Origin of the sequence: Pelagibacterium sp. H642 (assembly GCF_031202855.1) — a bacterium.
GTDB lineage: Bacteria > Pseudomonadota > Alphaproteobacteria > Rhizobiales > Devosiaceae > Pelagibacterium.
Genome location: NZ_CP101829.1, coordinates 2,912,398 through 2,936,941 on the forward strand (window position 1 = coordinate 2,912,398; position 24,544 = coordinate 2,936,941).

Below are 24,544 nucleotides of genomic sequence, written 5' to 3' on the forward strand. Positions count from 1 at the left end.
TTGCCCCAGCCGGAATCGGCGGGTTAAGAGTGGGGCAAAGACTATCGCACAAAGGAGGAATCCATGAGCTCGGAGGCCCTGTTCGCCCCGTCCGCCGAGACTGTCGAGCGGACCTATGTCACCGCGGCCCAGTATGAGGAGATGTATGCGCGCTCGGTCGCCGATCCCGATGGGTTCTGGGGCGAGCAGGCGCAGCGGATCGACTGGATCGAACCCTTCACCAAGGTCAAGAACACCAGCTTTGAATGGCCCGACATCTCGATCAAATGGTTCGAGGACGGGGTGCTCAACGTTTCGGCCAATTGCATCGACAGGCACCTGGCAACGCGCGGCGACCAGACGGCGATCATCTTCGAGCCGGACGATCCCAAGGCCGAGGCGCGGCACATCACCTACCGGCAGCTCCATGCCCAGGTGTGCCGCTTTGCCAATGTGCTCAAGGACAGCGGCGTCAAGAAGGGCGACCGGGTGACCATCTACATGCCGATGGTCCCCGAAGCGGCCTATGCCATGCTGGCCTGCGCGCGGATTGGGGCGGTGCATTCCGTGGTGTTTGGCGGGTTCTCGCCCGACGCCCTGTCGGGGCGGATCAAAGATTGCGAGAGCCGCGTCGTGCTGACGGCGGACGAAGGGTGCCGCGGCGGCAAGAAGGTGCCGCTCAAGGCCAATGCGGACAAGGCCCTCGCCGATTGCCCGGACGTCGAAAAGGTTATCGTCGTGCGCAACACCGGCGGTGACGTCGCCATGGAAGCGGGGCGCGATGTCTGGCTTCACGAGGCCATGGAAGGAGTGTCTAGCGAATGCGCGCCCGAGCCGATGAACGCCGAGGACCCGCTGTTCATCCTTTATACTTCAGGCTCGACCGGCAAGCCCAAGGGCGTGCTGCACACTTCGGGCGGGTACCTGGTTTATGCTTCGCTCACCCATCAGCTCACCTTCGACTATCGCGACGGTGAGGTTTACTGGTGTACGGCCGATGTCGGATGGGTCACGGGGCACAGCTATATCGTCTATGGTCCGCTGGCCAATGGCGCGACGACGCTGATGTTCGAGGGCGTGCCCAACTACCCAGACGCGGGGCGGTTCTGGGAAGTGGTCGACAAGCACAAGGTCAATATCTTCTATACCGCACCCACCGCGATCCGGGCGCTTATGGGGGCGGGCGACCAATTCGTCGAAAAGGCCGACCTTTCGAGCTTGAGAATTCTGGGCTCGGTGGGCGAGCCGATCAATCCCGAAGCCTGGATGTGGTATCACCGGGTCGTGGGGCGCGAACGTTGCATCGTTGTCGATACCTGGTGGCAGACCGAAACGGGTGGGTTCATGATCACGCCGCTGCCGGGCGCTATTCCCACCAAGCCCGGCTCGGCGACCAAACCATTCTTCGGGGTGCAGCCGGTGGTGCTGAATCCGGAAAGCGGCAAGGTGATCGAGGAGACCGAGGCTGCTGGCGTGCTGGCCATTGCCGATAGCTGGCCGGGACAGATGCGCACGGTTTATGGGGATCATCAGCGGTTCAAGGAAACCTACTTCCAGCAGTACAAGGGATATTACTTCTCCGGCGACGGCTGCCGGCGGGATGCCGATGGCTATTACTGGATCACGGGCCGGGTGGATGACGTGCTCAACGTGTCCGGGCACCGGCTGGGAACGGCGGAAGTGGAGAGCGCGCTGGTGGCGCATCCGAAGGTTTCCGAAGCCGCTGTTGTCGGGTTCCCGCACGATCTCAAGGGGCAGGGCATCTATTGCTACGTGACGCTCATGGCCGGGGAGACGGCGTCGGACGACCTGGCCACCGAATTGCGCAATTGGGTGCGCAAGGAGATCGGGCCGATCGCTTCGCCCGATCATATTCAGTTCGCTCCCGGCCTGCCCAAGACGCGGTCCGGCAAGATCATGCGCCGTATCCTGCGCAAGGTCGCCGAGAACGATTACGGGGCGCTGGGGGATACCTCGACGCTGGCCGATCCCGGCGTGGTGGACGATCTGATCGAAAACAGAAAAAACCGCTGATACAGAACGAACGCCGGGCACGAGCCCGGCGTTCTTGTCTTTGCGGGCCGATTTGTGCCCCAAAGGTGCGAAAGTGTCGGTCCTCCCGCCCGTGGAATCACGGCACGAATGAAAGATGACCATGCGTTTTGTTGCTTCGATCTGTCTTGCCCTCGGCCTGCTTGCTGCGCCGTCCGCCTCGGCCCAAAGCATCGAGGACATGGCCGGGCAGATGGTGATGGTCGGATTTTCGGGAACCTCGCTCGACGATGTCGGCGTGCGCGCCGTGCGCGATCAGGTGAGCCGGGGCGAAATCGGTGGCGTCATGTATCTGCGCACCAATGTGGAGAGCCTCGAGGCGGTGCGGGCCATCAATCGCGCGCTGGTGTCGGCGCGGCCATGGCTGCCGCCCTTCATCGCACTGGACCAGGAGGGCGGGCAGATCGAGCGGCTGACGTCGGCGGTGGGCTTTGGCGAGATTCCGTCGGCGCGCAGCGTGGCGAGAGGCACCCCGGACGAGGCCCGCAGTGTTTACGGGGCGCTGGCGGCCGAGCTGGCAGGGCAGGGCTTCAACCTCAATTTCGGACCGGTGGTCGATCTCGACCTCAACCCGGACAATCCCATTATTGCCCGCTATCAGCGCGCCTTCGGGGACGATCCCGAAGCGGTGAGCGCTCTGGCGGCGGCATTCGTCGAAGGACACCACGCGGCGGGGGTGGCGACGGCGCTCAAGCATTTCCCCGGCCACGGGTCGAGCCGGGACGATAGCCATGAAGGGTTCGTCGATATCACCGAGCTCTGGCAACCGGTCGAGCTTGAACCTTATCGCGCGCTGATCGACGCCGATCTGGTGGATATGGTTATGGTGGCGCACCTCTTTAACGCCGAGATTCAGCGAGGGGACGCCGACCAATTACCTGCCAGTCTTTCGGACGCATGGATCGGCGACGTACTGCGGGATGATCTGGGCTTTGACGGGGTGGTGATCACCGACGATCTTGAAATGGGTGCCATCCGCTCGCGGTTCGATCTGCACGATACCATCGTGCGGGCGGTCGAGGCGGGGGTGGATATCCTGCTGTTTTCCAACACGGCTGAATATGACCCGGCCTTGGGAGCGGAAATCTCGCAGATTCTGGTGGCCGAGGCTGAGGCGGACCCGGCATTCGCAGACCGGGTGGCGCAGAGCTACGCGCGCATCATCGCGCTGAAACGCAGTGTCGGGATTTTGCCTTAGCGGATTTGCCCATTGGCAAAATGGGCGCGCGCTGATAAATAGTCAGCATTGCTGACATATATTGGCGTTTTTCCAAAATGCGCGATGGCTCCCTTGTTGCCGCCTTCGTCCTGGCCGCGGCCAGTTCGTATTTTTCTCCCGGACCGAACAATTTGATGCTGATGACCTCGAGCGCCAAATTCGGGATCGGGGCAACGGTGCCGCATGCGGCGGGAATCGTTTTCGGATTTCCGCTCATGGTGTTCGTCGTGGGATTGGGGCTCGGGGAGATCTTCACCGCCTACCCTTGGGTCAACACGGTGATGCGCTATGGCGCCGCGATCTATTTCCTGTGGATGGCCTGGACCATGCTGGGCATCAAGATCGGCAGCGCCAGCGGCGGAGAGCGACCTATGCGGCTCTATGAAGCCGCCGCATTTCAGTGGATCAATCCCAAGGCCTGGGTGATGGCGATCGGCTTTGTCGCGCTGTTCGTGCAGCCGGGGGAAGGGCGGCTGATTAGTCTTATCCTGGTCACTATCGGCTGCATTGCGCTCAGTCCGGTATCGTGCGGCACCTGGATGGTGTTCGGGCGCGGGCTTATCGCGTTTCTGCGCCGGACAGGGGGCGAGCGGTATCTGGGGTGGATTCTGGCCGCGCTGATTCTGGCCTCGGTAGTGTTGTTTCTCATCTGACACAGCCCAAGGCCGATGCGGCGGCAAAAGGCGAAACGGTTTTGCCATACGGGAGCGCTCGTCTAAAGTGGCGCGGCCGCGCGAACGGGAATCGGGCGTGCGGCGAGCCAGAACGAGGGTGCCTTCCGTATGGAAGAATCAGGGACCGTCCGGCACGTCAGGGCGCTCTTTATCAGCGATGTGCATCTGGGGATGCAGGCGATCCAGGTCGAGGAACTGCTCAAGTTCCTCGCGCTTTACGACGCGGACACGATCTATATCGTGGGCGACCTGATCGATGGGTGGCGGCTGCAGAAAGAATGGAACTGGCCCCCCGAATATGACGCGCTGGCCAATGCACTGTTCGACAAGGCGCGGGCGGGAGCGCGCATGGTCTATCTCGCCGGCAATCACGACGAGTTCTTGCGCGACTATCTTGGCACCTATTTCGGGGGCGTCGAGATCGTCGACCGGATGATCCACATCACCGCCGACGGCAAGCGGTATCTGGTGATCCATGGCGACCAGTTCGACGTGGTTGTCGCCAACGCCAAATGGCTCGCCCATATCGGGGATTGGGCCTATAATTTCGCTCTCAAGATCAACGCGCCGATCAACTGGGTGCGCCGCCGTATGGGGCTGGCCTATTGGTCGCTGTCGGCCTGGGCCAAGCAGAAGGTCAAAAGCGCGGTGTCGGTGATGGGACGGTTCGAAGAGGCGCTATCGCTCGAGGCGCGCAATTCGCAGGTCGACGGGGTGATCTGCGGGCACATCCATCACGCCGCGATGCACCATAAATTCGGCATCCATTACATCAATTCGGGCGACTGGGTGGAAAGTTGCACGGCCATCGTCGAAGGTCACGACGGAGCGTTCGAGTTGATCCGCTGGAAGGATGTTTCCGCACCGCCACGTCGGCGGCGCGGGCTGGGACGGCTTAGGGCCGGCTAAGCCGCTATCGTGCAATATTTCTTACGAAATTGACGGCCATCGCCGCTTGCCAGCGATGATGGGGCAACGCATGGTTTAGGCAATCTCTCCTGCCGGATTCCCGATCCATGCCGTCGAGCCTGCCTGCGCGATTCACGACGCCCGAGATGCGCACGGGCCTATACTACGCCGCGATGTTCCTGCCTGCCGGCGTCTCCACCCTGCTGCTGCCCATCTGGCTCGACGGGAGGGGCATCGGGGAGGAGCAGATCGGGATCGTCAGCGCCACGCCGATCATGATCATGATCGCGCTCAACCTGTTCGTCGGCCGTATCGCCGACCGCGGCAAGGACTGGCGCAGCGTGATCGTTGCCGGGTCGCTGGTCAGCGGGGTGGTGTCGCTGGGATTCGTGTTCGTCGACGAGTTCTGGGGCGTTCTTCTGTTCAACACGCTGGTGGTGATCCCGATCATGGCGATCGAACCGGTGATCGACGCGGCCGCAATCCGCATGACGCGGCGGCGCGGCTCGGACTTCGCCAAAGTGAGGATCTGGGGTACGTTCGGCTATATCGCGATGACTGCAATTGCCGGCCTTTTGTTCGGCTGGCTGGGGATCGCGGTGTTCGTGCCGCTCTTCATCGCAACCTGCCTGATGCGGGGGGCGGCGGCGTTGCCGCTCCCCTTTTTCCGTGCGCCGGAGGGAACCCAGAGCGCCGCGCCGCCGCTGGCGCTTTCGCCCGATACGGCGACCACATTGCGCCAGGTGTTCAGGCCGTGGTTCATCCTCACATTGGCAGGCACCGCGCTGCTGCAGGCGAGCCATATGCTGATGATCAGCTTTGGGGCGTTGCTCTGGGTGCGGGCCGGAGTGCCGGAAGCGGCGCTGGGCGTGCTCTGGATCGTGGCGCCGGTGTGCGAGATCGTCACCATGTTGTTCTTCGCCCATTTCGCGCGGCGCTTTTCGGCGCGTCACCTTTTGCTGGCAGCGTGTATCGGCGGGGTGATCCGCTGGACCGGCATGGCGGTTTCCACTGAAATCTGGCAATTGGCGCTGCTGCAGGCACTGCACATGGCGACGTTCGGACTGGCCTATATGGGCATCGTCAACTTCATCGCCAATTGGACGGGTGAAGAGATCGCGGCGCAGGCGCAAAGCTTCTATGTGGTCATGCGCCAGGCCGCCTCTGTTCTCGCGCTCGTGCTGTTCGGGCCGCTGGTTTCGCGGCTGGGCCTTGAGAGCTTTTATGCCGCTGCGGTGATGGCGGCTTTGGGGGCGGTGATGGTGTTCATCTCGCTTTCGATCAAGGACACCAAGCGCTGAGCCCAGTCGGCTGCGGCTGACTGTCACAATAGGGTTGTGCAAATCAGGCATTCACCCGTCTCGCGAGCCAATTGTCTTGCGGATAAGGGTCATGCAACCAGCAGTTTCCCGAACGCCCATCCGGACGCTGTTCATCAGCGACACCCATCTGGGTATGCGCGGCGCCCAGGCCGAGGCGCTGCTGGAATTCCTCGATTCGGTGGACCCGCAAGCGATCTATCTGGTCGGCGACATTGTCGATGGGTGGAAGCTCAAGAAATCCTGGCACTGGCCGCCGGCCGGCAATCGGGTGGTACAGCATCTGCTCGAGCGGGTGCGCAACGGGGTGCGTGTTACCTATCTGCCGGGCAATCACGACGAATTCCTGCGCGAGTTCGCGCCGCTCAAATTCGGCGGCATCGTTGTGCGCGAACGGGCTATCCACCAGGGCGCCGACGGAAGGCGTTATCTGGTGATCCATGGCGACCAGTACGACGTGGTAGTGCGGCATGCGCGGTGGTTCTCCTGGCTGGGCGATGTTTCCTACAACGCGGCTTTGCGCGTGGCGCTCGCAGTCAACAGGGTGCGCTCGCGGCTGGGGCATCCGCGCTGGTCGCTCTCGGCCTGGGCACGGGCCAATGTGAGCAAGGCTGCCGCGCTGGTCGAGCGGTTCGAGACCGCGCTGGCCCGGGCGGCACTCGATGCCGGTGTGGATGGGGTGATCTGCGGACATATCCACGCCGCGGCGATCGGCGAGCGTGACGGCGTGCGCTACCTCAACTGCGGCGACTGGGTCGAAAATTGCACCGCGATCGCCGAGCATGCGGATGGACGGTTCGAACTGATCCGCTGGGCGGGCAAGCCGCAGCCGGCGCCATCGCGGACCGAAACCTGGGAGCTTGCCGATGGTACGCCTGCTCATCGTTTCTGACGCCTGGCACCCTCAGGTCAACGGCGTGGTCCGTTCACTCGATACTGTGGGTCAGACGCTGGCGGCGCGGGGATATGAGGTGCTGTATCTCACGCCAGAAACCTTCTGGACCGTGCCGCTGCCCACCTATCCCGAGATCAGGGTTTCCATGCCCTCGCTGCGCGGAGTGCAGGAGTTTATCGACAAGTTCAATCCCCATCATATCCACATCGCTACCGAAGGGCCGCTGGGGCTGGCCGCTCGAGGCTATTGTGTGACGCGGGAACTGGCCTTCACCACCAGCTACCATACGCGCTTTCCTGAGTATGTAGCGGCGCGGCTGCCGGTGCCTGTGGAATGGAGCTATGGCTATCTACGCTGGTTCCACGCAGCGGCGTCGGTCACCATGGTGCCCACCACATCGGTGCTGCGGGATTTGCGGCGCAAGTTCTTCCGGCACTTGGCGATCTGGTCGCGCGGAGTGGATTTGAAGGCTTTCAGCCCCGGCCCCAAGGCGAAGTTCGCAGGGTTGCCCGGGCCGCACCTGCTCTATGTCGGGCGGGTTGCCGTGGAAAAGAACATCGAGGCTTTCCTCGAACTCGATCATCCCGGCACCAAGATCGTGGTGGGTGACGGGCCGCAGCGGGCAGCGCTGGCGGATCGGCACCGCGATGTTGTGTTCACCGGCAAACTGACCGGCAGCGCGCTGCGCGACGCCTATCGCAGCGCCGACGTTCTCGTCTTCCCCTCCAGGACCGACACGTTTGGCAACGTCATGCTCGAAGCCATGGCTTGCGGCACGCCGGTCGCGGCTTATCCGGTGATGGGACCGATCGACGTGCTCGCACGGGAGCAGGGCGGGGCACTGGATGAGGATTTGGGTGCCGCCGTGCGTCGAGCTCTGGCTATTCCGCGCAGCGAGGCGCTTGCGCGGGCGCGGCAGTTTACCTGGGATGCGGCGGCCGATCAGTTTGCGCGCCGGCTGGCGCCTGTGCGTCGTCAGATCGCCCACGTGGCATAAAAAAACGCGCCCGCATGGGGCGCGTTTGATTTTTTGACGAAAGCAGAAGCTTTTTAGCCCAGTCGGCCGCTTGCGTGAGCGAGCATCGTATAGACCTTGCCGCGATTGCTCATAAGCTGATTGAACGTCTGCTGCATTCCGTTGGGGCCATTGGCCGCTTCCCCCAGAAGCTGTTCGAATTCGCTCATATAGGCATTGGCCGTGCGGGCAAATTCGGTGTCGCGCTGGAGCTTGCGGCGCACCTCGTCGAAGGTCGACTGGCCGGTGATGGTGTAAAGCCGGCGATTGAAGGCTCCCGACTCTCCATCCTGATAGCGTGTCCAGGCGGTCGAGAGCGCGTTGTCGTCGATAGCGCGGGCAATGTCCTCGGTAAGGCTCGAAAGGTTCAGCGGGCGCTGATTGCCGGCCTGGCTGGCCGAAGCATTGCGCAGCACGTCGCGGAGCCAACCGCCTTCCTGCTGGCCAGCGGGAGCGGCGGGCTGCGCCGACGAACCACGGGACTGCGCCAGCGCCTCGTTCAGACGTTCGGACGGCGATTTCTGCGCCTCGGCGGGGCGGGTCGGCGCCATAACCGGTGCCTGCTGGCGCGCCGGCTCAGGCTCCCGGGTCGGGGCAGGGCGCTGCGGCTGCGGAGCCGGTTCGCGGCGGGCCGCCGGTTCGGCCAGGCGCTGGGATGGCGTGCGCGGGGTTGAGCGGGTCGAAACCTCGTGGGTGCCCGGCTGGGCGCGCACGATGGCGTTGAGCTCGGAAAGCGCCTCGATCTGCTCGGCGACCACGCGACGCATGGCGGCAGCGCTGGCCCGGGTTTCCTCGGGCAGGTCGAGCACCGAACGCTGCAACTCGTTGCGCGTGGCTTCGAGTTCCTGGCCGAGCTGGGACGCCGTCATGCGCATGGCATCGGCGGTGTCGGTGAACCGGCGGGTGGCATCCGAATAAGCGCGTTCGATGTCGGCAAGCAGATCTGCCTGGGTCTGGCGCAGAGCCTCGCTGGCGCGCTGGCCTTCGCCGCTGGCCAGATCGCCGATCGTCGAAATCTGGCCGGCCACGGCATCCGAGGTCGAGGCCAGCGCGTCTTCCATGGCCTTGCGGGCCGAGATGAGGCGCCGTTCGGTCTGGTTGACGGTGTCGGCGATCGACTGGGCGAAACCGCGCAGGCGGTTGTCGATTTCGTCGGTACGAGCGGCAAAACCGTCGGCCAGCGCTTCCATGGCGCCACGGCGGTTTTCCAGGGTTTCCATCGTGGAGTTGGACACCTCGGCAAGCGATGCGGCGGCACTGGTGAAGCCGTCGGTTTCGGCGTTGAGCTTGCCCGACATCTGGCCGAACTGCTCGAGCATGGACGAGATGGTATTCTGCAGCGCCTCGACGTGCTGACCCATCATGGAGCCTGCCTGCTCGGTGCCCGATAGCGCTTCGCGCACGGCATTGGTATAGGCTGTGGTCTGTTCGCCCACATTGCCCTGCAGACGGGCGAGGTTGCCGGTCGAGGCTTCGAGAACGCGCTGGAGCAGGAGGTTGGCGTCGTTGAGCTTGCGCAACGACTCGGTGACCTCGTGCTGGATGCGGTTGGACGATTCCGCCATGATCTCTTCGGAATCGCGGGCGTTTGCTTCCAGAGCGGCGCGCAGCAGGTTGGTCTGGGCGCCCAGAGCGTTGGTGAGCTGGTTCTGCTTGGTGTCGATCAGTTCTGCGAACTTGTCGGAATGTTCCGACACGATGCGGTTGATCTCGGAGGCCTTGCGGCCCAGCTCGTCGGCCGTGTTGACAGCGCGGACTTCCACCAGATCCTCGATGTGGACGGCCGAAGAGCGCAGCTCTTCCATGGCCTTGCGGACCACCGCATCCATGCGCATGACCGTCTGCTCGACATCGGCCGAGATATTGGCCGTGACGTTGGCGAGCTTGTCGTTGAGCACCTCTTCGATGCGGCTGGCGCCCGATTCAAGATCCGCCATGGACTGGCCGATGGCGCTGTGGATCGACCCGGTGAGGGTGGATTCGATGCGGTCGGCGCCCGCTTCGAGATCCCGCATGGAGTCGGTGATGGTGCCGTGAATGGCCTCGTTGAGACCGGCCAGGCGTTCTGCGGTGATTTCCGCGCGGGTGGTGATGGCCTCGGGCAGGGTGCCCAGGCGATCGTCCACCATCTCGGTAATGGCGGTACGCGCCTCGGTGAGGCGGGATTCCACGAGGTCGGCGGCATCACGAGCGCTCCGGCCAACCGAAGTCGCCGCCTCGCCGATCTTGGCGGTAACGCCGGATTCGGCATCGGTGATGCGGGCGACGGCGGTATCGATTTCGCGGCCGATATTGGAATTGAGCTCGGATACCTTGCTCTCGATGAGCTGGGACACCTGCGTCGAGCGCTCTTCCATGGTGCCGGTGACCTGGGCGAGGCTGCCATCGATAGTGGTGCGGATGCGTTCGCCCGAAGCGTCGACGGCGGTGGTGAGCTCGTTGGTGCTCTCGGAAATGGCGGCGGCCATGTGCTGGGAGCGCTCGTCCAGCGATTCTTCGAGGCGGCGGCTGCGCTCGGAGATCGTGCGATCGAGGCGGTCGGCGGATTCGTCGATCACCCCGCCCATGTAGCGCGTGCGCTCGGTCAGGGTTTCCGCAAGTTGACTGGAGGTGATGTCGAGCATCGAGTTCATGGCGCTGGCGCGTTCGGCCAGCGTGTCATCGAGCTGCGTGGTGCGGGCCGAGAGGGTGGTATCGAGCTGCACGGTGCGGGCATCGAGCGCCGCGTTGAGCTGCTCGGAGCGGTTGTCGAGCGCGGAGGTGAATTGCTCAGCCCGGCCGTCGAGGGCCGAGGTGAACTGTTCCGTCCGGCTGTCGAGAGCCGAATTGAACTGCTCAGTGCGGCTGTCGAGAGCAGAGGTCAGCTCTGCGGAGCGGCTATCGAGAGAGGTTTCGAATTCGCGGGCGCTGTTCTCGATGGCCGAGGTGAGGCGTTCGGACCGCGTTGCGAAGGCCGATGTAAACTGTTGCGTACGGCTATCGAGAGCAGAGGTGAGATGGCTGGTGCCGTTCTCGATGGCGGCGGCGATCTCTTCGGCACGGCCGTCGAGCACCGAGCCGATCTGCTCGGCCCGTCCGTCGAATGCGGAGGTGAGCGCTTCGGTCCGGATATCCAGGCTCGAGTTAAGGGAATCCGCGCGCGTATCGAGCGCCGAGGTGAGCGCTTCGGTGCGGCTGTCTATCGCCGCGGTGATTTCTTCTGCACGACCATCGAGTGCAGCCCCGATCTGTTCTGCACGACCGTCGAACGCGGATTTCAACTCTTCGGTACGGCTGTCGAGGCTGGAGTTGAGAAGGCTAGCGCGTGTGTCGAGCGCCGACGTCAGGGCTTGGGTGCGGTTGTCGATCGCTGCGGTGATCTCATCGGCGCGGCCGTCCAGGGCGGCGCCGATCTGCTCGGCACGGCCATCAAAGGCGGAGGTCAATGCTTCGGTGCGCATATCCAGGCTCGAATTGAGAGCATCGGCGCGGCTGTCGAGCGCGGAGGTCAGAGCCTCGGTCCGAATATCGAGACTGGAATTGATGGCGTCGGCGCGATTGTCGATAGCTGCCGAGAGGGCGTCGGTGCGGATATCGATGGCCGAAACGAATGCATCCGAGCGCTGGTCGAGGGCTTCGGTGAGCGATGCGGTGCGTGCTTCGGCCATGGCGGCGAAGCTTTCCGCGCTGGTTTCGAGAGCAGTCGAAAGCGCGCGGCCCTTGTCGTCGAGCAGGGTTTCGAGGCGGTTTGAACGCTCGGCGATTTCGCCCGTGTGCCGGTCGAGCGAGAAGACGAGTCTTTCGCCTTTCTCGCCCACGATGGAATCGATCTGACCGATGCGACCGTCGAGCACCACCGAAATCTCATCAACGCGTGCATTGAGCTGGGACAGCGTGTCGGCGCCAGCCCGGGTGAGGGCCTGGCGGGCGTGCTCGGCCGATTCCCCGAGAGCGCCGTCGAGCCGCAAAGTCATGGATTCGATCTGGCTCTCGAGCGCGTTGGACTGGATTGCAAAGGTCTCGTCCAGGCGATCGGTGATGCGGCTGAGGCTGGCCTGTGCTTCCTCGGCGCGGCTCGCGATGTCGCCCGAAACCCTCTCGCCCAGGGCGGCAAAGGTCGAGCCGAGCACCTCGCTGCGCCGGGAGAAGTCCACCAGGATGGATTCGGTCGAGCTCTTGAGGACCTCGCCGATGGTGGCAGACTTTTCCTCAAGGGCGGCCGAGATGGAAATCGTGTGCGAATCCAGAGCACTGACCAGCGAGTTGATACGCGTATCGACGTTGTCGCTGACCATGCGAGCCCGCTCGTCCAGCGCTTGGGTGAGCGCATCGGTGCGGCCGGTGAAGGTGGTTTCGATCCGATCGACGCCATCGCCCAAGGCGGCGGCAAGCGCTTCGGCACGGCCTTCGAAGGCGGCCTGAACCTCCTGGACGCCGGTGCCCAGCGTGGCGGCGAGAGCTTCGGCGCGGCCGGCAAAGGCGGCTTCAACCTGTTCGACGCCAAGGCCGAGCGCTTCGGCAAGAGCTTCGGCGCGGCCTTCGAAGGCAGCACGAACCTCTTCGACCCCGGTTCCCAGCGTCGCCGCAAGGGCTTCGGCGCGGCCGGCAAAGACGCTCTCGATACGCTCGACGCCCGTGCCCAGGGCTTCGGCAATGGCTTCAGTCTTGCCCGAGAAGGCGTTCTCGATGCGATCGACGCCGCCGCCGAGTGTTTCGGCCAGCGCCTGAGCGCGGGCGTCGAGCGCCGAGGTAAGGGCGCCGGTGCGCTCATCGAGCAGGGTGTTGAGACGGCCGGTGGTGTCGGTGAGTGCGGCTTCGACCATATTGGAATGGCCTTCGAGCGCAATTTCGACGCTCGAGGCGCTGGAGGTGAGAACGGTATCCAGTCGGTCGGTCGAGGCGTCAATCGCGCTGGCGAGCGCATTGGCCCTGTCGGTCAAGGTGCCATCGAGGCGGCTCGAGCTATCGTCGAGCGCACTGATGAGGTCCGCCGTGCGGCTTTCGACGGTGTCGGTGAAGGACTGGCTGCGCCGCTCGAAGCTGGTTTCGATGGTGGTGCCGGCCGTTTCGACCGCTTCGGCCATGGCGGCGCCGCGTTCGGCGATCGCCTGGGTGATCTCGCCGCCGGTGGCCCGCAAACGATCGGTGAGCGAGGTGCCGATCTGGTCGAGATCGGTCGTGACATTGCCGTGCACCGCGGCGATCGCTTCGCGCATGCGCTCGGAATTGGTGACCACGGCCTCGCGCTGGCTGGCCAATTCCTCGATGAGCTGGCGCATGCGGGTTTCGTTGTCGGAATAGGTGCGCTCGAGCGCGGTCACTTCGTTGTGGACCATCACCTCGAGTTCGCCGGCGCGGGAGAGGGCGCGTTCCAGCCCATCTCCGATGGCGTTGACCTCGCGGCGGACGGCCTGGCCAACGGTGGCGATCTTGTGGGCGGCGGCCGATTCAGGCTCGGAAAGCCGCATGGCGGCCTGGGTCATTGAGGCGGCGGCGAGACGCAGGTCTTGAGCGCGGCGGACGAGGAAGGCGATCGAGACCATGGCCAGGATGGGCAGCGCGATGATGGCGGCAAGCGCAGCGAAATCGAGGCTCTGGACGAATTCGGCGACGGTCAGACCCTCGGCGAACTGGTTGCCATAGCGCATGGCGGCAATGATGCCGACGCCGGCGAACCAGAGGATGGAGGCGACGATGGCGAACCAGACCGGAGCGTTGGAGGCGCGGGTTTGGAGCGCATAGAAGGCCGAGGAAGCCGGGGACCGGTCGTCATTGGCGACCGAGGACGCCTGGGCGGCGATCTTGTCGGCAGCGCGCAAACGCTCTGTGTTTGTTGGAGTTTCGCGACGCTGCTCGCGCTTGGCCGGCTGACTTTCGACCTTGCGGGCGGGCTTATCGTCCATCGAGAAGACCGAGTCCTTGAGTGCGTTTTCGACAGCGGAAAACGCAAGCGCTGCCGGATCGTCCTTTGGGGTGGTCGACTTGTTCGCCATACTCTAACTACTCTTTACTCATGCGCCGCACACACAGAAACGGCTTTTGCGGCAACGGGTTAGCGGAAGCGTTCTGCTATCCGCGCGTTGCCGGAAAGGTGGGAAAAGCGCGGAGACGTCCCCCGCAGTGGCCCACTCTGCCGCCTGCTTACCATAGAGGTATACACCCTTTGGCGCCATTGCTGAAATCTTTATTAAAAGACCGTTAACGCCTTTTTTCGCCGCAAGCGCCGTCGTCGAAATCATAGCAGAAATCAGGGATTAAGGGTCTTTTTATCCAATCAGAGTTAAGGTTTGACCAGCGTTTGTGACGGTGGATACGAGGGGTTAATCATGGTGCAGCCAAGGCTTGGGCCGGTGCTCGATTCCCGGCGTGTCGACAGGACCAACAGGCCGCTCGATCTTGTATTTCTGGCCCGGCAGACAATGGGAAACCGGGCTTTGGAATGCGAAGTGCTGCGCATGTTCGAAACGCAGGTGGCGCTTTATTTCGAGCGGGTGGCTGCGGCCACCGATCCCGAGCAAATTACCCTGGGGCTTCACACACTTAAAGGTGCGGCGCGAGGCGTGGGTGCCGTGGCGCTGGCCGAGCAGGCTAAGGCGGCGGAAGAGGAGTTCGCGGCGGCCGGGCGGATCGAGGAGGAAACGCTGGCTGATCTCGGCATGGCGGTTTCCGAGGTCGTGGACTATATCGGCGCGATCCTTTCCGAGTAGCGTCCACATGATTCATCTACGGGTCGAGATCAGCCGATGTGCGGGTGATCGACGCGGCTATCTGTCGTCTGCCGGGCCGCTTGTGCCAATTGGCGCGCGGACCTATATCCGGCTGAAAATTAATTCCCGGAGCCTCACCCCATGCCTATGATCACCTTCATCGAACCCGATGGCACGCGTCGCGAGATCGAAGCGGAGGTGGGATCGACCCTGATGGAAACTGCGATCCGCAACGGGGTGAGGGGGATAGTCGCCGAATGCGGGGGGGCATGCACCTGCGCGACGTGCCATGTCTATGTCGAGGATGAATGGTTCGGCGTGACCGGCGGGCCATCCTCGATGGAAGAAGACATGCTCGATTTCGCTTTCGATGTGCGCGATACCAGCCGGCTCTCATGCCAGATCAAAATCCGCGACGAGCTCGACGGTCTGGTGGTCAACGTGCCGAGCCGGCAGGGCTAGTATCGCGCGGTTCCCAGGCGCGGGGATATGTTTGACAGGCCGCTTCGTTCTTGTAATGTTCACGGCGAACCTTGCATAGAATCACCTCGTGGCCAAACGTCCGATCACCATCGCTCCTGACCGCGCCCGCGCCATCTGGATGGCCGCGCAGCGGCTTGATGTAGCCGAGCCTTTCGGGGCGGGACCAGAGGCGGTACAGGCGGCCATCGCGCATCTGGGCTATGTGCAGATCGACACGATCAATGTGATCGAGCGCTGCCACCATCACATCCTCTATTCGCGCATTGCCGCCTACCGGCGCAGCGATCTGGCGCATTTGCAATCGACCGAAAAATCGGTGTTCGAATACTGGACGCATGCGCTGAGCTATGTACCCACGGCCGACATGCCGTTTTTCATTCCGGCGATGAAGGCGTATCGGGAAAATCCCAGCGCCTGGTTCGGCTCTGTGACCAAGGCCGAGGTCAGCGCCATGACGCGGCGGCTCAAGATCAATGGGCCGCTCACCATCCGCGACATCGACGATGACGAACTGGTGGACAAGACCCATCCCTGGGCGAGCCGGAAGCCTTCCAAGCGCGTGTTGCAATTGATGTTCTACCAGGGGCTGGTGGCGATCGCGGCGCGCGAGGGGATGGTGAAGACCTATGATCTGATGGCCCGGCATTTCGGCTGGGAGAAGCCGCCGAGGCCCGCGACCGAACGCCAGCGCACCGCCTATCTGCTCGACCGGGCGCTACGCAGCCAGGGGGTGGTAAGCCTGGATTCCGTCTGTCACCTCAATGCCCCGGCCAAGGCGGCCGTTCGCGAGCTGATCGAGGCTCGGGTCAAGCGGCGGCTGCTCAAGCCGGTGACGATCGCGGGGGCTGAAAAGGTGCAGCATTGGGCGCCGCCTGAGGTGCTGGACCGGCCGGCGGTGGCTCCCGCCAACCGGGTGCATATCCTCTCGCCATTCGATCCGCTGATCATCCAGCGCAAGAGGCTGAAGCTGTTTTTCGGCTACGATCATGTCTTCGAGGCCTATGTGCCGGCGGCCAAGCGCCGGTATGGCTATTTCGCGCTGCCGGTTCTGGTCGACGATCGGGTGGTGGCTGCCATCGATCTCAAGACCGACCGGCAGAACGGCAAGCTGCTGGTGCAGAAATGGACCTGGCTGGAGGAGGTGGGGGCAGAAGTCAGGGAGGCGATCGAAGCAGAGCTGGAGCGGTTCGAGCGGTTTCAGTTGGAGGGATGAGTCAGAGCGGAGAACTGGTGGATTTCGATGCCACGACGGGTGTCGGGGCAAGCACTCTACCGGTGCCGTGAAGCCGTGCAGGCCTCCGGGTCGAGCCCGAAGACGCGATGGAGGGGGAGGCGGGAGTGGTTGGAGCGCTGCGCTTGCGTTGGGGCGGGCTTTCTCGGTCAAGTCGAGTCGATCCGTAGTGTTTTGCGCGGCGGATGCCGGGGCGAAATAAATTGCGTGGGGCGGGTGGGGATGAATGTAGCGTTCTATGCAGGACGAGCGGAGGGAAATAAGTCTCCGATCGGGGAGGGCGCACTTGCTGGGGGGCCCGGAAAACCTTATTTTCCAGCGTGTTTGACAGAATTGCGTTCTTCTCCCGCGCGGCCGTCAAATCTAAAGATCGTCAACTCGCGCCCCTGATGCCAGGAGACCCTCACCCGTGGCACGGCTGAACACATTTCCGGTTTCTGTGAAGGTGGCCGGCCGCCGGATCGTCATCGTGGGCGGTGACGAGGAGGCGCTGGCCAAGGCGCGGCTGGCGGTCAAGACCAGTGCCGAAGTGGTGGTGTTCGCGGCCGAGGCAGAGGCGGATTTTTCCGGGCTCGGCGTGACCATAATCGAGCGGGCGATCCAGGCGGCCGATTTCGACAATGCGGCGCTGGCCTTCATCGCCGATCACGGGCCGGACGGCGCGCGGGCGCTGGAGATGGCGCGGGCGGCGGGGGTGCCGGTCAACGAGGTGGACGTTCCCGAAAACTGTGATTTCTTTACTCCGGCGATCGTCGATCGGGCGCCGATTTCGATCGCCATTTCGTCCGAAGGCGACGCTCCGGTTTTGGCGCGGCTGGTGCGGGCGCGGATCGAGGCGATGTTATCGCCGCGGCTGGGCGACATCGCGCGGCTGGCGGGCGCCATGCGGGAAAAGGTTGCGGCGCTGTTGCCGGACGGGGTGTCCCGGCGGCGCTATTACGAGGCGCTGGTGACCGCGCCGGGAATCGAGGGTGCGCTTGCGGCGGACCGGGGCGAAGCGGCGGCCGATGCGCTGCTCGCCCTGCACGCCGAAGCCAAAGGCGTCGACGGCGTGGTGTGGCTGATCGGGGCCGGGCCCGGAGCCGAAGACCTGCTGACGCTGCGGGCGCAACGGCTTTTGCAGGAAGCCGATGTGATCGTTCATGATCAGCTCGTGCCTGGCGCCGTTGTCGAGATGGGGCGGCGGGATGCCGAACGCATCTGCGTGGGCAAGGCCAAGGGACATCATTCGTTCTCTCAGGCGCAGATCAATACGCTGATCGTGCGGCTGGCCCGCGAGGGCAAGAAGGTGGCGCGGCTGAAATCGGGCGATCCGATGGTGTTCGGGCGCGCGGGCGAAGAAATCGCGGCGCTGCGCAAGGCGGGAATCCAATATGCGGTGGTGCCGGGCGTGACCGCAGCTTTGGCGGCGGCGGCCGATACGGCGACGCCGGTGACGCTGCGCAAGGTTTCGAGCGGGTTCGTGTTCGCCACCGCGCACGGGGCCGATGATGGCGATCTGCAGCATTGGGCGGCACTGGCCGGATCGGGGCTGACGCTGGGGCTCTATATGGGCAAATCGATTGCTGCCGATGTGGCGCGGCGGCTGATGGAGCACGGGGTTTCGGCGGCGATGCCGGTGGGAATCGTTGTCAATGCCGGGCGGGCCGACAAGGCGCTCTATGCCGGGACGGTCGGCGCCCTGGCGGCAGGGGAGATCGAGTTCGTGGATGGGCCGGCGGTGATCTTCGTTGGCGAGGCCGTGGCGCAGGGGGATTGGGCGCGGGCCGAGACCATTGCCGCCGTGGCGGAGCGGGTGGCGTGATGGGCGGCTGGAATAGAGCCGAGGCGCTGCCGGTTACTGGATCCCGGCGCAAGGCCGGGATGACGATGGTGGTGGGTTCGGCGGCGTGGCCCAACGCCATCCCGTCGTCATTGAACAGAGTTGAACAGTAGAGAAGATGTCCAAAATCCTCACAGGTAACGAATTGCTCTCAGGGGCTACGGTGTATCTCGACGCGCAGGGGCGTTGGGTCGAGGCGCTGCAGGCGGCGCGGGTGTTTGGGAAGGACGAGGCCGAGGCGCTGGAGGCGACGATTGCGGCGGCCAAGGCGACCGGACGCGTGATCAGCCTTGAAAGCGAGGACGTGGAAATGAGGGATGGAGCGATCTATCCCATCCGTATTCGCGAGCGCATCCGGGCCGAGGGGCCGACGGCGCCGCGCTTTGAACGCCAGCATCTGGCCGAGGACGAATATGTATCGATATGACGAGTTCGACGCCGCCTTCGTTGGCGAACGCGTGGCGCAGTTTTCCGATCAGGTGCGGCGACGCATCTCGGGGGAATTGACCGAGGACCAGTTCCGGCCGCTGCGGCTGATGAACGGGCTCTATCTGCAATTGCATGCCTATATGCTGCGGGTGGCGGTGCCCTATGGCACGCTCAGCTCAAAGCAGATGCGGATGCTGGCCCATATCGCGCGCAAATACGATCGCGGATACGGGCATTTCACCACGCGCCAGAACATTCAGTACAACTGGCCCAAGCTACGCGACATTCCGGCCATTCTTTCCGACCTGGCGAGCGTGGAAATGCATGCGATCCAGACCTCGGGCAACTGCATTCGCAACGTGACCACGGACCAGTTCGCCGGAGCGGCGGCTGACGAGATCATCGATCCGCGGCCGGTGGCCGAGATCATCCGGCAGTGGTCGAGCCTGCATCCGGAATTCATCTACTTGCCGCGCAAGTTCAAGATCGCCATGACCGGTTCGCCCAACGACCGGGCGGCGATCAAATTCCACGATATCGGGCTGATGGCACAGACCAATGGGTCGGGCGAAATCGGCTGGGCGGTCTATGTCGGGGGCGGGCTGGGGCGGACGCCGATGGTGGGCAAGCTCATCAACGGCTTTGTGCCGCACGAGCATCTGCTGGCGTATCTGGAAGCGATCCTGCGCGTCTATAACCGCTATGGTCGGCGGGACAACAAGTACAAGGCGCGCATCAAGATTTTGGTGCATGAGGAGGGGCTGGAGACTTTCAAGGGCCAGGTGGAAGCCGAGTTCGCCGAAATCCGCGGCGGTGTGCTGACGCTGCCCGAGGAGGAACTGGCGCGCATCGAGGCCTATTTCGCGCAGCCGGCTTATAAGGACATCGGGGTCGTGAGCCTCGATGTGGAACGGGAAAAGATCCTCGATCCTGCTTATGGGCGGTTTTTGGAGAACAACACGTTCCCGCATGCGCGGCCCGGCTACACGTCGGTGACGATTTCCCTAAAGCCCATCGGCGGGGCGCCGGGGGATGCGACGGCCGAGCAGATGGAAGCGGTGGCCGATCTCGCTGAGCGCCATTCCTTCGACGAGTTGCGGGTGACGCACGAGCAGAACCTGGTGCTGCCGCATGTGGCGCTGACCGATCTACGCGCCGTTTATGACGGACTGGTCGAGGCCGGGTTGGCGGACGCCAATGCCGGGGAGATCACCGACATGATCACCTGCCCGGGGCTCGATTATTGCGCGCTGGCCAATGCGCGCTCGATCCCCATCGCGCAGGACATTTCGCGGCGGTTCGCGGCGCCGGAGCGGGCGCGGGAGATCGGCAAGCTCAAGATCAAGATTTCCGGCTGCATCAATGCCTGCGGGCATCACCATGTGGGCCATATCGGCATTCTGGGCGTCGAGAAGAAGGGCACCGAGCTTTACCAGATCACCGTGGGTGGTGATGGAAGCGAGGACGCGGCGATCGGCAAGATTCTCGGGCCGGGGTTCGTGGCCGAAGAGGTGCCAAGCGCGATCGAGCGGCTGGTGGATGCCTATATCGCCCGGCGCGCAAGCGAGGACGAAACGTTCATTTCAGCGTATCGGCGGCTGGGGGACGCGCCGTTCAAGGAGGCGCTTTATGGCAATGGTTAGTCCGGTCATCTCTGCGGCCGAGCCCAAGCAGGACAGGTTACGCCAGCTCGGGATCATCGCGCTCAACGGCATGTTCGACGAGATGGATGCCGAAGCGGTGCTGCGGCAGGCGGTGGAGGAATTGCTGCCGGGCGAAATCGCCATGGTGTCATCCTTCGGCGCGGATTCGGCGGTGTTGCTGCATCTGGTGTCCAAGGTCGACCCGACGCTGCCGGTCTATTTCCTGGAGACGGGAAAGCACTTCTCCGAGACGTTGACTTATGTGGAGACGCTGAAAGAGCGGCTGGGGCTGACCAATGTGATCGCGCTTTATCCCGATGCGGCGGATATCAAGCGCTTCGATCCCGATGGAACGCTGTGGGAAACCGATCCCGATAGCTGCTGCCATATCCGCAAGACCGAGCCGCTGGACAAGGTGTTGTCGGGCTTTGGCGGCTGGGTGACCGGGCGCAAGCGGTTCCAGACCGCCGAGCGCGGGGTGCTGCCGCATTTCGAGCTGACGAGCGACGATCGCATCAAGGTCAACCCATTGGCCTACTTTACCAACGAGGACATCGAAGCGTACAAGGCGGCTCACGATCTGCCCGACCATCCGCTCTACAAGGACGGATACAAGTCGATCGGCTGCGCGCCCTGCACGAGCGCGGTGGCCGATGGCGAGGACCCCAGGGCTGGTCGGTGGCGCGGACGCGACAAGCGCGAATGCGGCATCCATTTCGACTTCAACGGGAGCATCGCAAAGCCGGTGAGCCAATCGAAACTGACTTTGTTCCGGGACGGGGAATTCAAATCCGATCCGTGGCGCGCCTGGGAAGAAGGCGATGTGGCCGCCGAGGTGCGCTATACGCATGTGCCGGTGACGGTGTTTCTCGAACAGCGGGAGGCGTTCAAGGCCAATCCGCATCCGATCGGGCTGCAAGTCAATCCTGGAGAGAACGTCGAGGAGGTGGCCGAGGATCTTTCGCGGTTCGCTTCGATCGCCATCAACTTTCCGGCCTTCACCGACGGGCGCGGTTATTCGAGCGCGCGGCTGATCCGCGAGCGCTATGGCTATGAGGGCGAGTTGCGGGCCGTCGGTGATGTGCTGACCGACCAGATTCCCTTCATGCGGCGCTGCGGCATCAACGCCTTCGTCGTCACCAACGCGCCCACCCGGGCGGCGCTGGAAAAGGACGCGCTGGCCGAGGTTGCCCATTATTACCAGCCCGTTGGCGCGCGGGTGGAAGTTCCCGCTGGCACGCGTCCCTTCCTGCGTAAACCTGCCACCCATTGACCCTCCATACTTGACAGGCTTCGTCATATATTCCAAGCGAAGCCTTGATTTTTTGTTGCTGACCAGGACTCCTTCGATATGAGCGGAAATGAAATCGTCACCGATGTCGTGATCATTGGCGCAGGCCCCGTGGGCCTGTTCGCCGTATTCGAATTGGGGCTGGTCGATCTCAAATGTCACGTGATCGATATTCTGGACCGGCCCGGCGGGCAGTGTGCCGAGCTGTATCCGGAAAAGCCGATCTATGACATTCCCGCCTTTCCCGAGATTTCGGGGCAGGGGCTGACCGACAATCTGATGAAGCAGATCGCGCCGTTCGGGGCCGAGTTCCACTTTTCCCAGATGGTCACCAATGTGGAACGGCTCGAAGATGGCTCGTTCCGGGTGACGACCGATGCGGACGAAGTGTTCGTGGCCAAGGTGATCGTGATCGCGGCGGGTGGCGGGTCGTTCCAGCCCAAGCGTCCCCCGGTCCCCGAGATCGAGCAGTATGAAGGCAAGTCGGTATTCTATGCCGTGCGCAAGATGGACGATTTCCGTGATCAGGATCTGGTGATCGTTGGTGGCGGGGACTCGGCGCTGGACTGGACGCTCAATCTCGAGCCGTTGGCGCGTTCGCTGACGCTGGTGCACCGGCGCGACGAATTCCGTGGGCATGCCGACAGCGTCAACAAGATGCGCAAGCTGGTCGAGGACGGCAAGATCAACTTCGTGATGGGTCAGCTCGGGCGTCTCGAGGGTGCGGACGGCCAACTTTCCGAGGTGTTTCTCAAGACCGCCGGCGGCGAGATGGGCATTCCCGCAACCCGGCTGCTGCCGTTCTTTGGCCTGACCATGAAGCTCGGCCCCGTGGCCGATTGGGGGTTGGACCTTCACGACAACGCGCTGATCAAGGTGGATACCGAACGGTTCGAAACCAGCGAACCCGGCATCTTCGCGATCGGGGACATCAACTGGTATCCGGGGAAGCTCAAGCTCATCCTTTCGGGCTTCCACGAGGGCGCGCTGATGTCGCAGGCGGCCAAGCGGATCGTTCACCCCGATGCCAAGGTCGTGTTTCAGTATACGACCAGCTCGACCAGCCTGCAGAAGAAACTCGGCGTGGCTTGACCTCGGGCGCTGCCACGCGCAATTAGAGCGGGCCTCACACTCAGCTTTCCAGGACCTCACATGCGTATTTTCGTGACCGATCAGACCGGCACCGAACACGAACTCGAAGCCCTTGAGGGTTGGCGGGTGATGGAGGTGATCCGCGACTGGGGGCTCAACATCAAGGCCGAGTGCGGCGGCGCGTGTTCGTGCGCCACGTGCCATGTGTTCGTCGACCCCGAGTGGGTGGAAAAGCTCAATCCGCCCACCGACGAGGAAGAGGACATGCTGGATTCGGTGCCCGACTATGAGGCCAATTCGCGGCTGTCATGCCAGATCCTGATGAGCGAGGAGCTGGACGGGCTCAAGGTACGGCTGGCGGATTCGGCGAGCCAGGACGCGGCGGCTTAACGGAAACGTCCGGTTTTTTGTCGGGTGCCACGTAGGCTGGAAGGGGTGACCGGACCTCAACTGGTGCTTTGCGGTTTTTCGGCGCGGGTGTATGAGCAGTTCGATTGCTCGACATAACCTGAGTCCTCATCATGAACCCGCTCGATTTTGTTCCCTATGCCGTTGCACTGGTGATTGCTGCCGCCATTCCCGGGCCGGGGATTGCGGCGGTGGTGGGGAAGGCGCTGGGGACGGGGTTCAGGCCTGCGCTGTGGTTCGGGACCGGGCTGGTTTTGGGCGACCTCACCTATCTGACCCTTGCTGTGCTGGGGTTGGCCGCGGTGGCAGCCGCGTTTTCGGGGGTTTTCGTCGTCATCAAGGTATTGGGCGCCGCTTACCTCGTCTATCTCGCCTGGAGTTTCTGGAAGGCGGGGATCGATCCCGACAAGGTCGAGGCGCGCAAAGGCAATGGGGCGTTCGCCTCGATGCTGGGCGGCTATTCGGTGACGCTGGGCAATCCCAAGACCATCATCTTCTATATGGCGCTGCTGCCTACAGTGGTCGACCTGGAAGCCATGACGCTGGAGCGCTTCGGATGGCTGGTGCTGATCACCATCATCGGGCTTTATGCCGTGCTGCTGCCCTATCTGGCGGCGGCGGCCAAGGCGCGAGAATTCCTGCGCAATCCGCGTGCGCTCAAGCTGCTCAATCGCGGAGCGGCTGGGGCGATGGCCGGCGCGGCGGCCTATATCGTGCTCAAGCAATAGGGCCGCGCCTTATTAATCCAGGATAATTTTCACCCCCTTGGCATCTCGTGAGCGGCAGCCGCGAGGCGCTGGAATCTGTCTTGCTCGGGCACCTTCAATCGTGATCTGCAAGGGGGTGCAAGGTTCCGGCCGTCGGCGGGAAAATATTCATGCAACTCCATCTTGCCGGCAACCATTGTCTAGGCAACGCATCGCCGGCTTCAACTTGAATAGTTTGCATGATCGCACGAGCTGGCAGCGCGTTGTCTTTCTCGGGGCTAAAGCCCTAACGAGATAAAAGGAGAATAACCATGAAACGCTCTGCTCTTTTTGCTTCTCTCGCCCTTACTGCCGGTCTTGCCGTTCCTGCCTTTGCTCAGGAAATCGGTGGCATGACCATTCCTGAAGAGGATTGGGGTCTTGTCGAACAGCGCTGTGCCGAACTCGAAGGCGAGCCGATCAGCGAAGTGTTCGAGGATGAACCCACCGCCGCGGCCGAGGCCAACGCTCCCGAAGGGATCGATCTTTCCACGCTGACGCGCACGGATTGCGAGGAAGCCGGTATCCTCGAGCCCACTGGCGAGGCCCCTGATGTCACGAACGGCGAAGAGCCCGCCGATGACACAGGCGAACCTCCGGCCGAAGACGGCGATGAAACAGCAGATGACGCCAATGACGATGGCGTCTAAG

The 24,544-nt window shown here is 63.3% G+C and carries 19 protein-coding genes; 18 read left to right on the plus strand and 1 reads right to left on the minus strand.

The window, feature by feature from the left end; all coding sequences use genetic code 11:
* Positions 1 to 63: 63 nt before the first annotated feature.
* The 7 genes from acs (at position 64) to NO934_RS14350 (ending at position 8,044) form a co-directional block, all read left to right on the plus strand.
* Positions 64 to 2,013 carry an acetate--CoA ligase gene (acs, locus tag NO934_RS14320; protein WP_309160643.1) on the plus strand — a complete coding sequence of 650 codons (1,950 nt, stop codon included), beginning with the start codon at positions 64 to 66 and terminating at the stop codon, positions 2,011 to 2,013.
* Positions 2,014 to 2,128: 115 nt separating this feature from the next.
* Positions 2,129 to 3,229: a glycoside hydrolase family 3 N-terminal domain-containing protein gene (locus NO934_RS14325; protein WP_309160644.1), complete on the plus strand. Its 1,101-nt coding sequence runs from the start codon at positions 2,129 to 2,131 to the stop codon at positions 3,227 to 3,229.
* Positions 3,230 to 3,306: 77 nt separating this feature from the next.
* Positions 3,307 to 3,903, plus strand: a complete 597-nt coding sequence (locus NO934_RS14330; protein ID WP_309160645.1) for a LysE family translocator — start codon at positions 3,307 to 3,309, stop codon at positions 3,901 to 3,903.
* 129 nt (positions 3,904 to 4,032) lie between these two features.
* Positions 4,033 to 4,833, plus strand: coding sequence for a UDP-2,3-diacylglucosamine diphosphatase (locus NO934_RS14335; RefSeq protein ID WP_309160646.1), 801 nt, complete (start codon positions 4,033 to 4,035; stop codon positions 4,831 to 4,833).
* Between the two features lie 107 nt (positions 4,834 to 4,940).
* Positions 4,941 to 6,134: an MFS transporter gene (locus NO934_RS14340; protein ID WP_309160647.1), complete on the plus strand. Its 1,194-nt coding sequence runs from the start codon at positions 4,941 to 4,943 to the stop codon at positions 6,132 to 6,134.
* A 91-nt stretch (positions 6,135 to 6,225) separates the two neighbouring features.
* Positions 6,226 to 7,044, plus strand: a complete 819-nt coding sequence (locus NO934_RS14345) for a UDP-2,3-diacylglucosamine diphosphatase (RefSeq protein WP_309160648.1) — start codon at positions 6,226 to 6,228, stop codon at positions 7,042 to 7,044.
* Complete coding sequence (locus NO934_RS14350) at positions 7,019 to 8,044, plus strand: glycosyltransferase family 1 protein (RefSeq protein WP_309160649.1); 1,026 nt, start codon at positions 7,019 to 7,021, stop codon at positions 8,042 to 8,044. The genes NO934_RS14345 and NO934_RS14350 overlap by 26 nt, the downstream gene beginning before the upstream one ends.
* A 53-nt stretch (positions 8,045 to 8,097) precedes the next feature.
* On the opposite strand, the gene NO934_RS14355 is transcribed toward NO934_RS14350, so the two are convergent.
* Positions 8,098 to 14,034, minus strand: a complete 5,937-nt coding sequence (locus NO934_RS14355; protein ID WP_309160650.1) for a hypothetical protein — start codon at positions 14,032 to 14,034, stop codon at positions 8,098 to 8,100.
* A 333-nt stretch (positions 14,035 to 14,367) separates the two neighbouring features.
* On the opposite strand from NO934_RS14355, the gene NO934_RS14360 reads away from it, so the two are divergent.
* The 11 genes from NO934_RS14360 (at position 14,368) to NO934_RS14410 (ending at position 24,543) form a co-directional block, all read left to right on the plus strand.
* A complete protein-coding gene (locus NO934_RS14360; RefSeq protein WP_309160651.1) occupies positions 14,368 to 14,748 on the plus strand; it encodes an Hpt domain-containing protein in 381 nt (126 codons plus the stop codon).
* 141 nt (positions 14,749 to 14,889) lie between these two features.
* Entirely contained in the window at positions 14,890 to 15,210 is a 321-nt protein-coding gene (locus tag NO934_RS14365) for a 2Fe-2S iron-sulfur cluster-binding protein (protein WP_309160652.1), read from the plus strand.
* Between the two features lie 139 nt (positions 15,211 to 15,349).
* Positions 15,350 to 16,444 carry a DNA glycosylase AlkZ-like family protein gene (locus NO934_RS14370; protein ID WP_309163734.1) on the plus strand — a complete coding sequence of 365 codons (1,095 nt, stop codon included), beginning with the start codon at positions 15,350 to 15,352 and terminating at the stop codon, positions 16,442 to 16,444.
* 427 nt (positions 16,445 to 16,871) lie between these two features.
* Positions 16,872 to 18,266, plus strand: a complete 1,395-nt coding sequence (gene cysG, locus NO934_RS14375) for a siroheme synthase CysG (protein ID WP_309160653.1) — start codon at positions 16,872 to 16,874, stop codon at positions 18,264 to 18,266.
* 136 nt (positions 18,267 to 18,402) lie between these two features.
* Complete coding sequence (locus NO934_RS14380; RefSeq protein WP_309160654.1) at positions 18,403 to 18,711, plus strand: DUF2849 domain-containing protein; 309 nt, start codon at positions 18,403 to 18,405, stop codon at positions 18,709 to 18,711.
* Complete coding sequence (locus NO934_RS14385) at positions 18,698 to 20,356, plus strand: nitrite/sulfite reductase (RefSeq protein WP_309160655.1); 1,659 nt, start codon at positions 18,698 to 18,700, stop codon at positions 20,354 to 20,356. The genes NO934_RS14380 and NO934_RS14385 overlap by 14 nt, the downstream gene beginning before the upstream one ends.
* Complete coding sequence (locus tag NO934_RS14390; protein ID WP_309160656.1) at positions 20,343 to 21,629, plus strand: phosphoadenylyl-sulfate reductase; 1,287 nt, start codon at positions 20,343 to 20,345, stop codon at positions 21,627 to 21,629. Before NO934_RS14385 ends, NO934_RS14390 begins: the two co-directional genes overlap by 14 nt.
* 78 nt (positions 21,630 to 21,707) lie before the next feature.
* Positions 21,708 to 22,739 carry an NAD(P)/FAD-dependent oxidoreductase gene (locus NO934_RS14395; RefSeq protein ID WP_309160657.1) on the plus strand — a complete coding sequence of 344 codons (1,032 nt, stop codon included), beginning with the start codon at positions 21,708 to 21,710 and terminating at the stop codon, positions 22,737 to 22,739.
* 60 nt (positions 22,740 to 22,799) lie between these two features.
* On the plus strand, positions 22,800 to 23,129 hold the full coding sequence (locus tag NO934_RS14400; protein ID WP_309160658.1) for a 2Fe-2S iron-sulfur cluster-binding protein: 330 nt from the start codon (positions 22,800 to 22,802) through the stop codon (positions 23,127 to 23,129).
* A gap of 131 nt (positions 23,130 to 23,260) precedes the next feature.
* On the plus strand, positions 23,261 to 23,875 hold the full coding sequence (locus tag NO934_RS14405) for a LysE family translocator (protein ID WP_309160659.1): 615 nt from the start codon (positions 23,261 to 23,263) through the stop codon (positions 23,873 to 23,875).
* Positions 23,876 to 24,165: 290 nt separating this feature from the next.
* On the plus strand, positions 24,166 to 24,543 hold the full coding sequence (locus NO934_RS14410; RefSeq protein ID WP_309160660.1) for a hypothetical protein: 378 nt from the start codon (positions 24,166 to 24,168) through the stop codon (positions 24,541 to 24,543).
* Position 24,544 lies beyond the last annotated feature (1 nt).

Bases quoted from the DNA above. Each gene is read 5' to 3' on its own strand.
- acs (WP_309160643.1), top strand. From the start codon at position 64: ATGAGCTCGGAGGCCCTGTTCGCCCCGTCCGCCGAGACTGTCGAGCGG.
- NO934_RS14325 (WP_309160644.1), top strand. From the start codon at position 2,129: ATGACCATGCGTTTTGTTGCTTCGATCTGTCTTGCCCTCGGCCTGCTT.
- NO934_RS14330 (WP_309160645.1), top strand. From the start codon at position 3,307: ATGCGCGATGGCTCCCTTGTTGCCGCCTTCGTCCTGGCCGCGGCCAGT.
- NO934_RS14335 (WP_309160646.1), top strand. From the start codon at position 4,033: ATGGAAGAATCAGGGACCGTCCGGCACGTCAGGGCGCTCTTTATCAGC.
- NO934_RS14340 (WP_309160647.1), top strand. From the start codon at position 4,941: ATGCCGTCGAGCCTGCCTGCGCGATTCACGACGCCCGAGATGCGCACG.
- NO934_RS14345 (WP_309160648.1), top strand. From the start codon at position 6,226: ATGCAACCAGCAGTTTCCCGAACGCCCATCCGGACGCTGTTCATCAGC.
- NO934_RS14350 (WP_309160649.1), top strand. From the start codon at position 7,019: ATGGTACGCCTGCTCATCGTTTCTGACGCCTGGCACCCTCAGGTCAAC.
- NO934_RS14355 (WP_309160650.1), bottom strand. From the start codon at position 14,034: ATGGCGAACAAGTCGACCACCCCAAAGGACGATCCGGCAGCGCTTGCG.
- NO934_RS14360 (WP_309160651.1), top strand. From the start codon at position 14,368: ATGGTGCAGCCAAGGCTTGGGCCGGTGCTCGATTCCCGGCGTGTCGAC.
- NO934_RS14365 (WP_309160652.1), top strand. From the start codon at position 14,890: ATGCCTATGATCACCTTCATCGAACCCGATGGCACGCGTCGCGAGATC.
- NO934_RS14370 (WP_309163734.1), top strand. From the start codon at position 15,350: ATGGCCGCGCAGCGGCTTGATGTAGCCGAGCCTTTCGGGGCGGGACCA.
- NO934_RS14380 (WP_309160654.1), top strand. From the start codon at position 18,403: ATGTCCAAAATCCTCACAGGTAACGAATTGCTCTCAGGGGCTACGGTG.
- NO934_RS14385 (WP_309160655.1), top strand. From the start codon at position 18,698: ATGTATCGATATGACGAGTTCGACGCCGCCTTCGTTGGCGAACGCGTG.
- NO934_RS14390 (WP_309160656.1), top strand. From the start codon at position 20,343: ATGGCAATGGTTAGTCCGGTCATCTCTGCGGCCGAGCCCAAGCAGGAC.
- NO934_RS14395 (WP_309160657.1), top strand. From the start codon at position 21,708: ATGAGCGGAAATGAAATCGTCACCGATGTCGTGATCATTGGCGCAGGC.
- NO934_RS14400 (WP_309160658.1), top strand. From the start codon at position 22,800: ATGCGTATTTTCGTGACCGATCAGACCGGCACCGAACACGAACTCGAA.
- NO934_RS14405 (WP_309160659.1), top strand. From the start codon at position 23,261: ATGAACCCGCTCGATTTTGTTCCCTATGCCGTTGCACTGGTGATTGCT.
- NO934_RS14410 (WP_309160660.1), top strand. From the start codon at position 24,166: ATGAAACGCTCTGCTCTTTTTGCTTCTCTCGCCCTTACTGCCGGTCTT.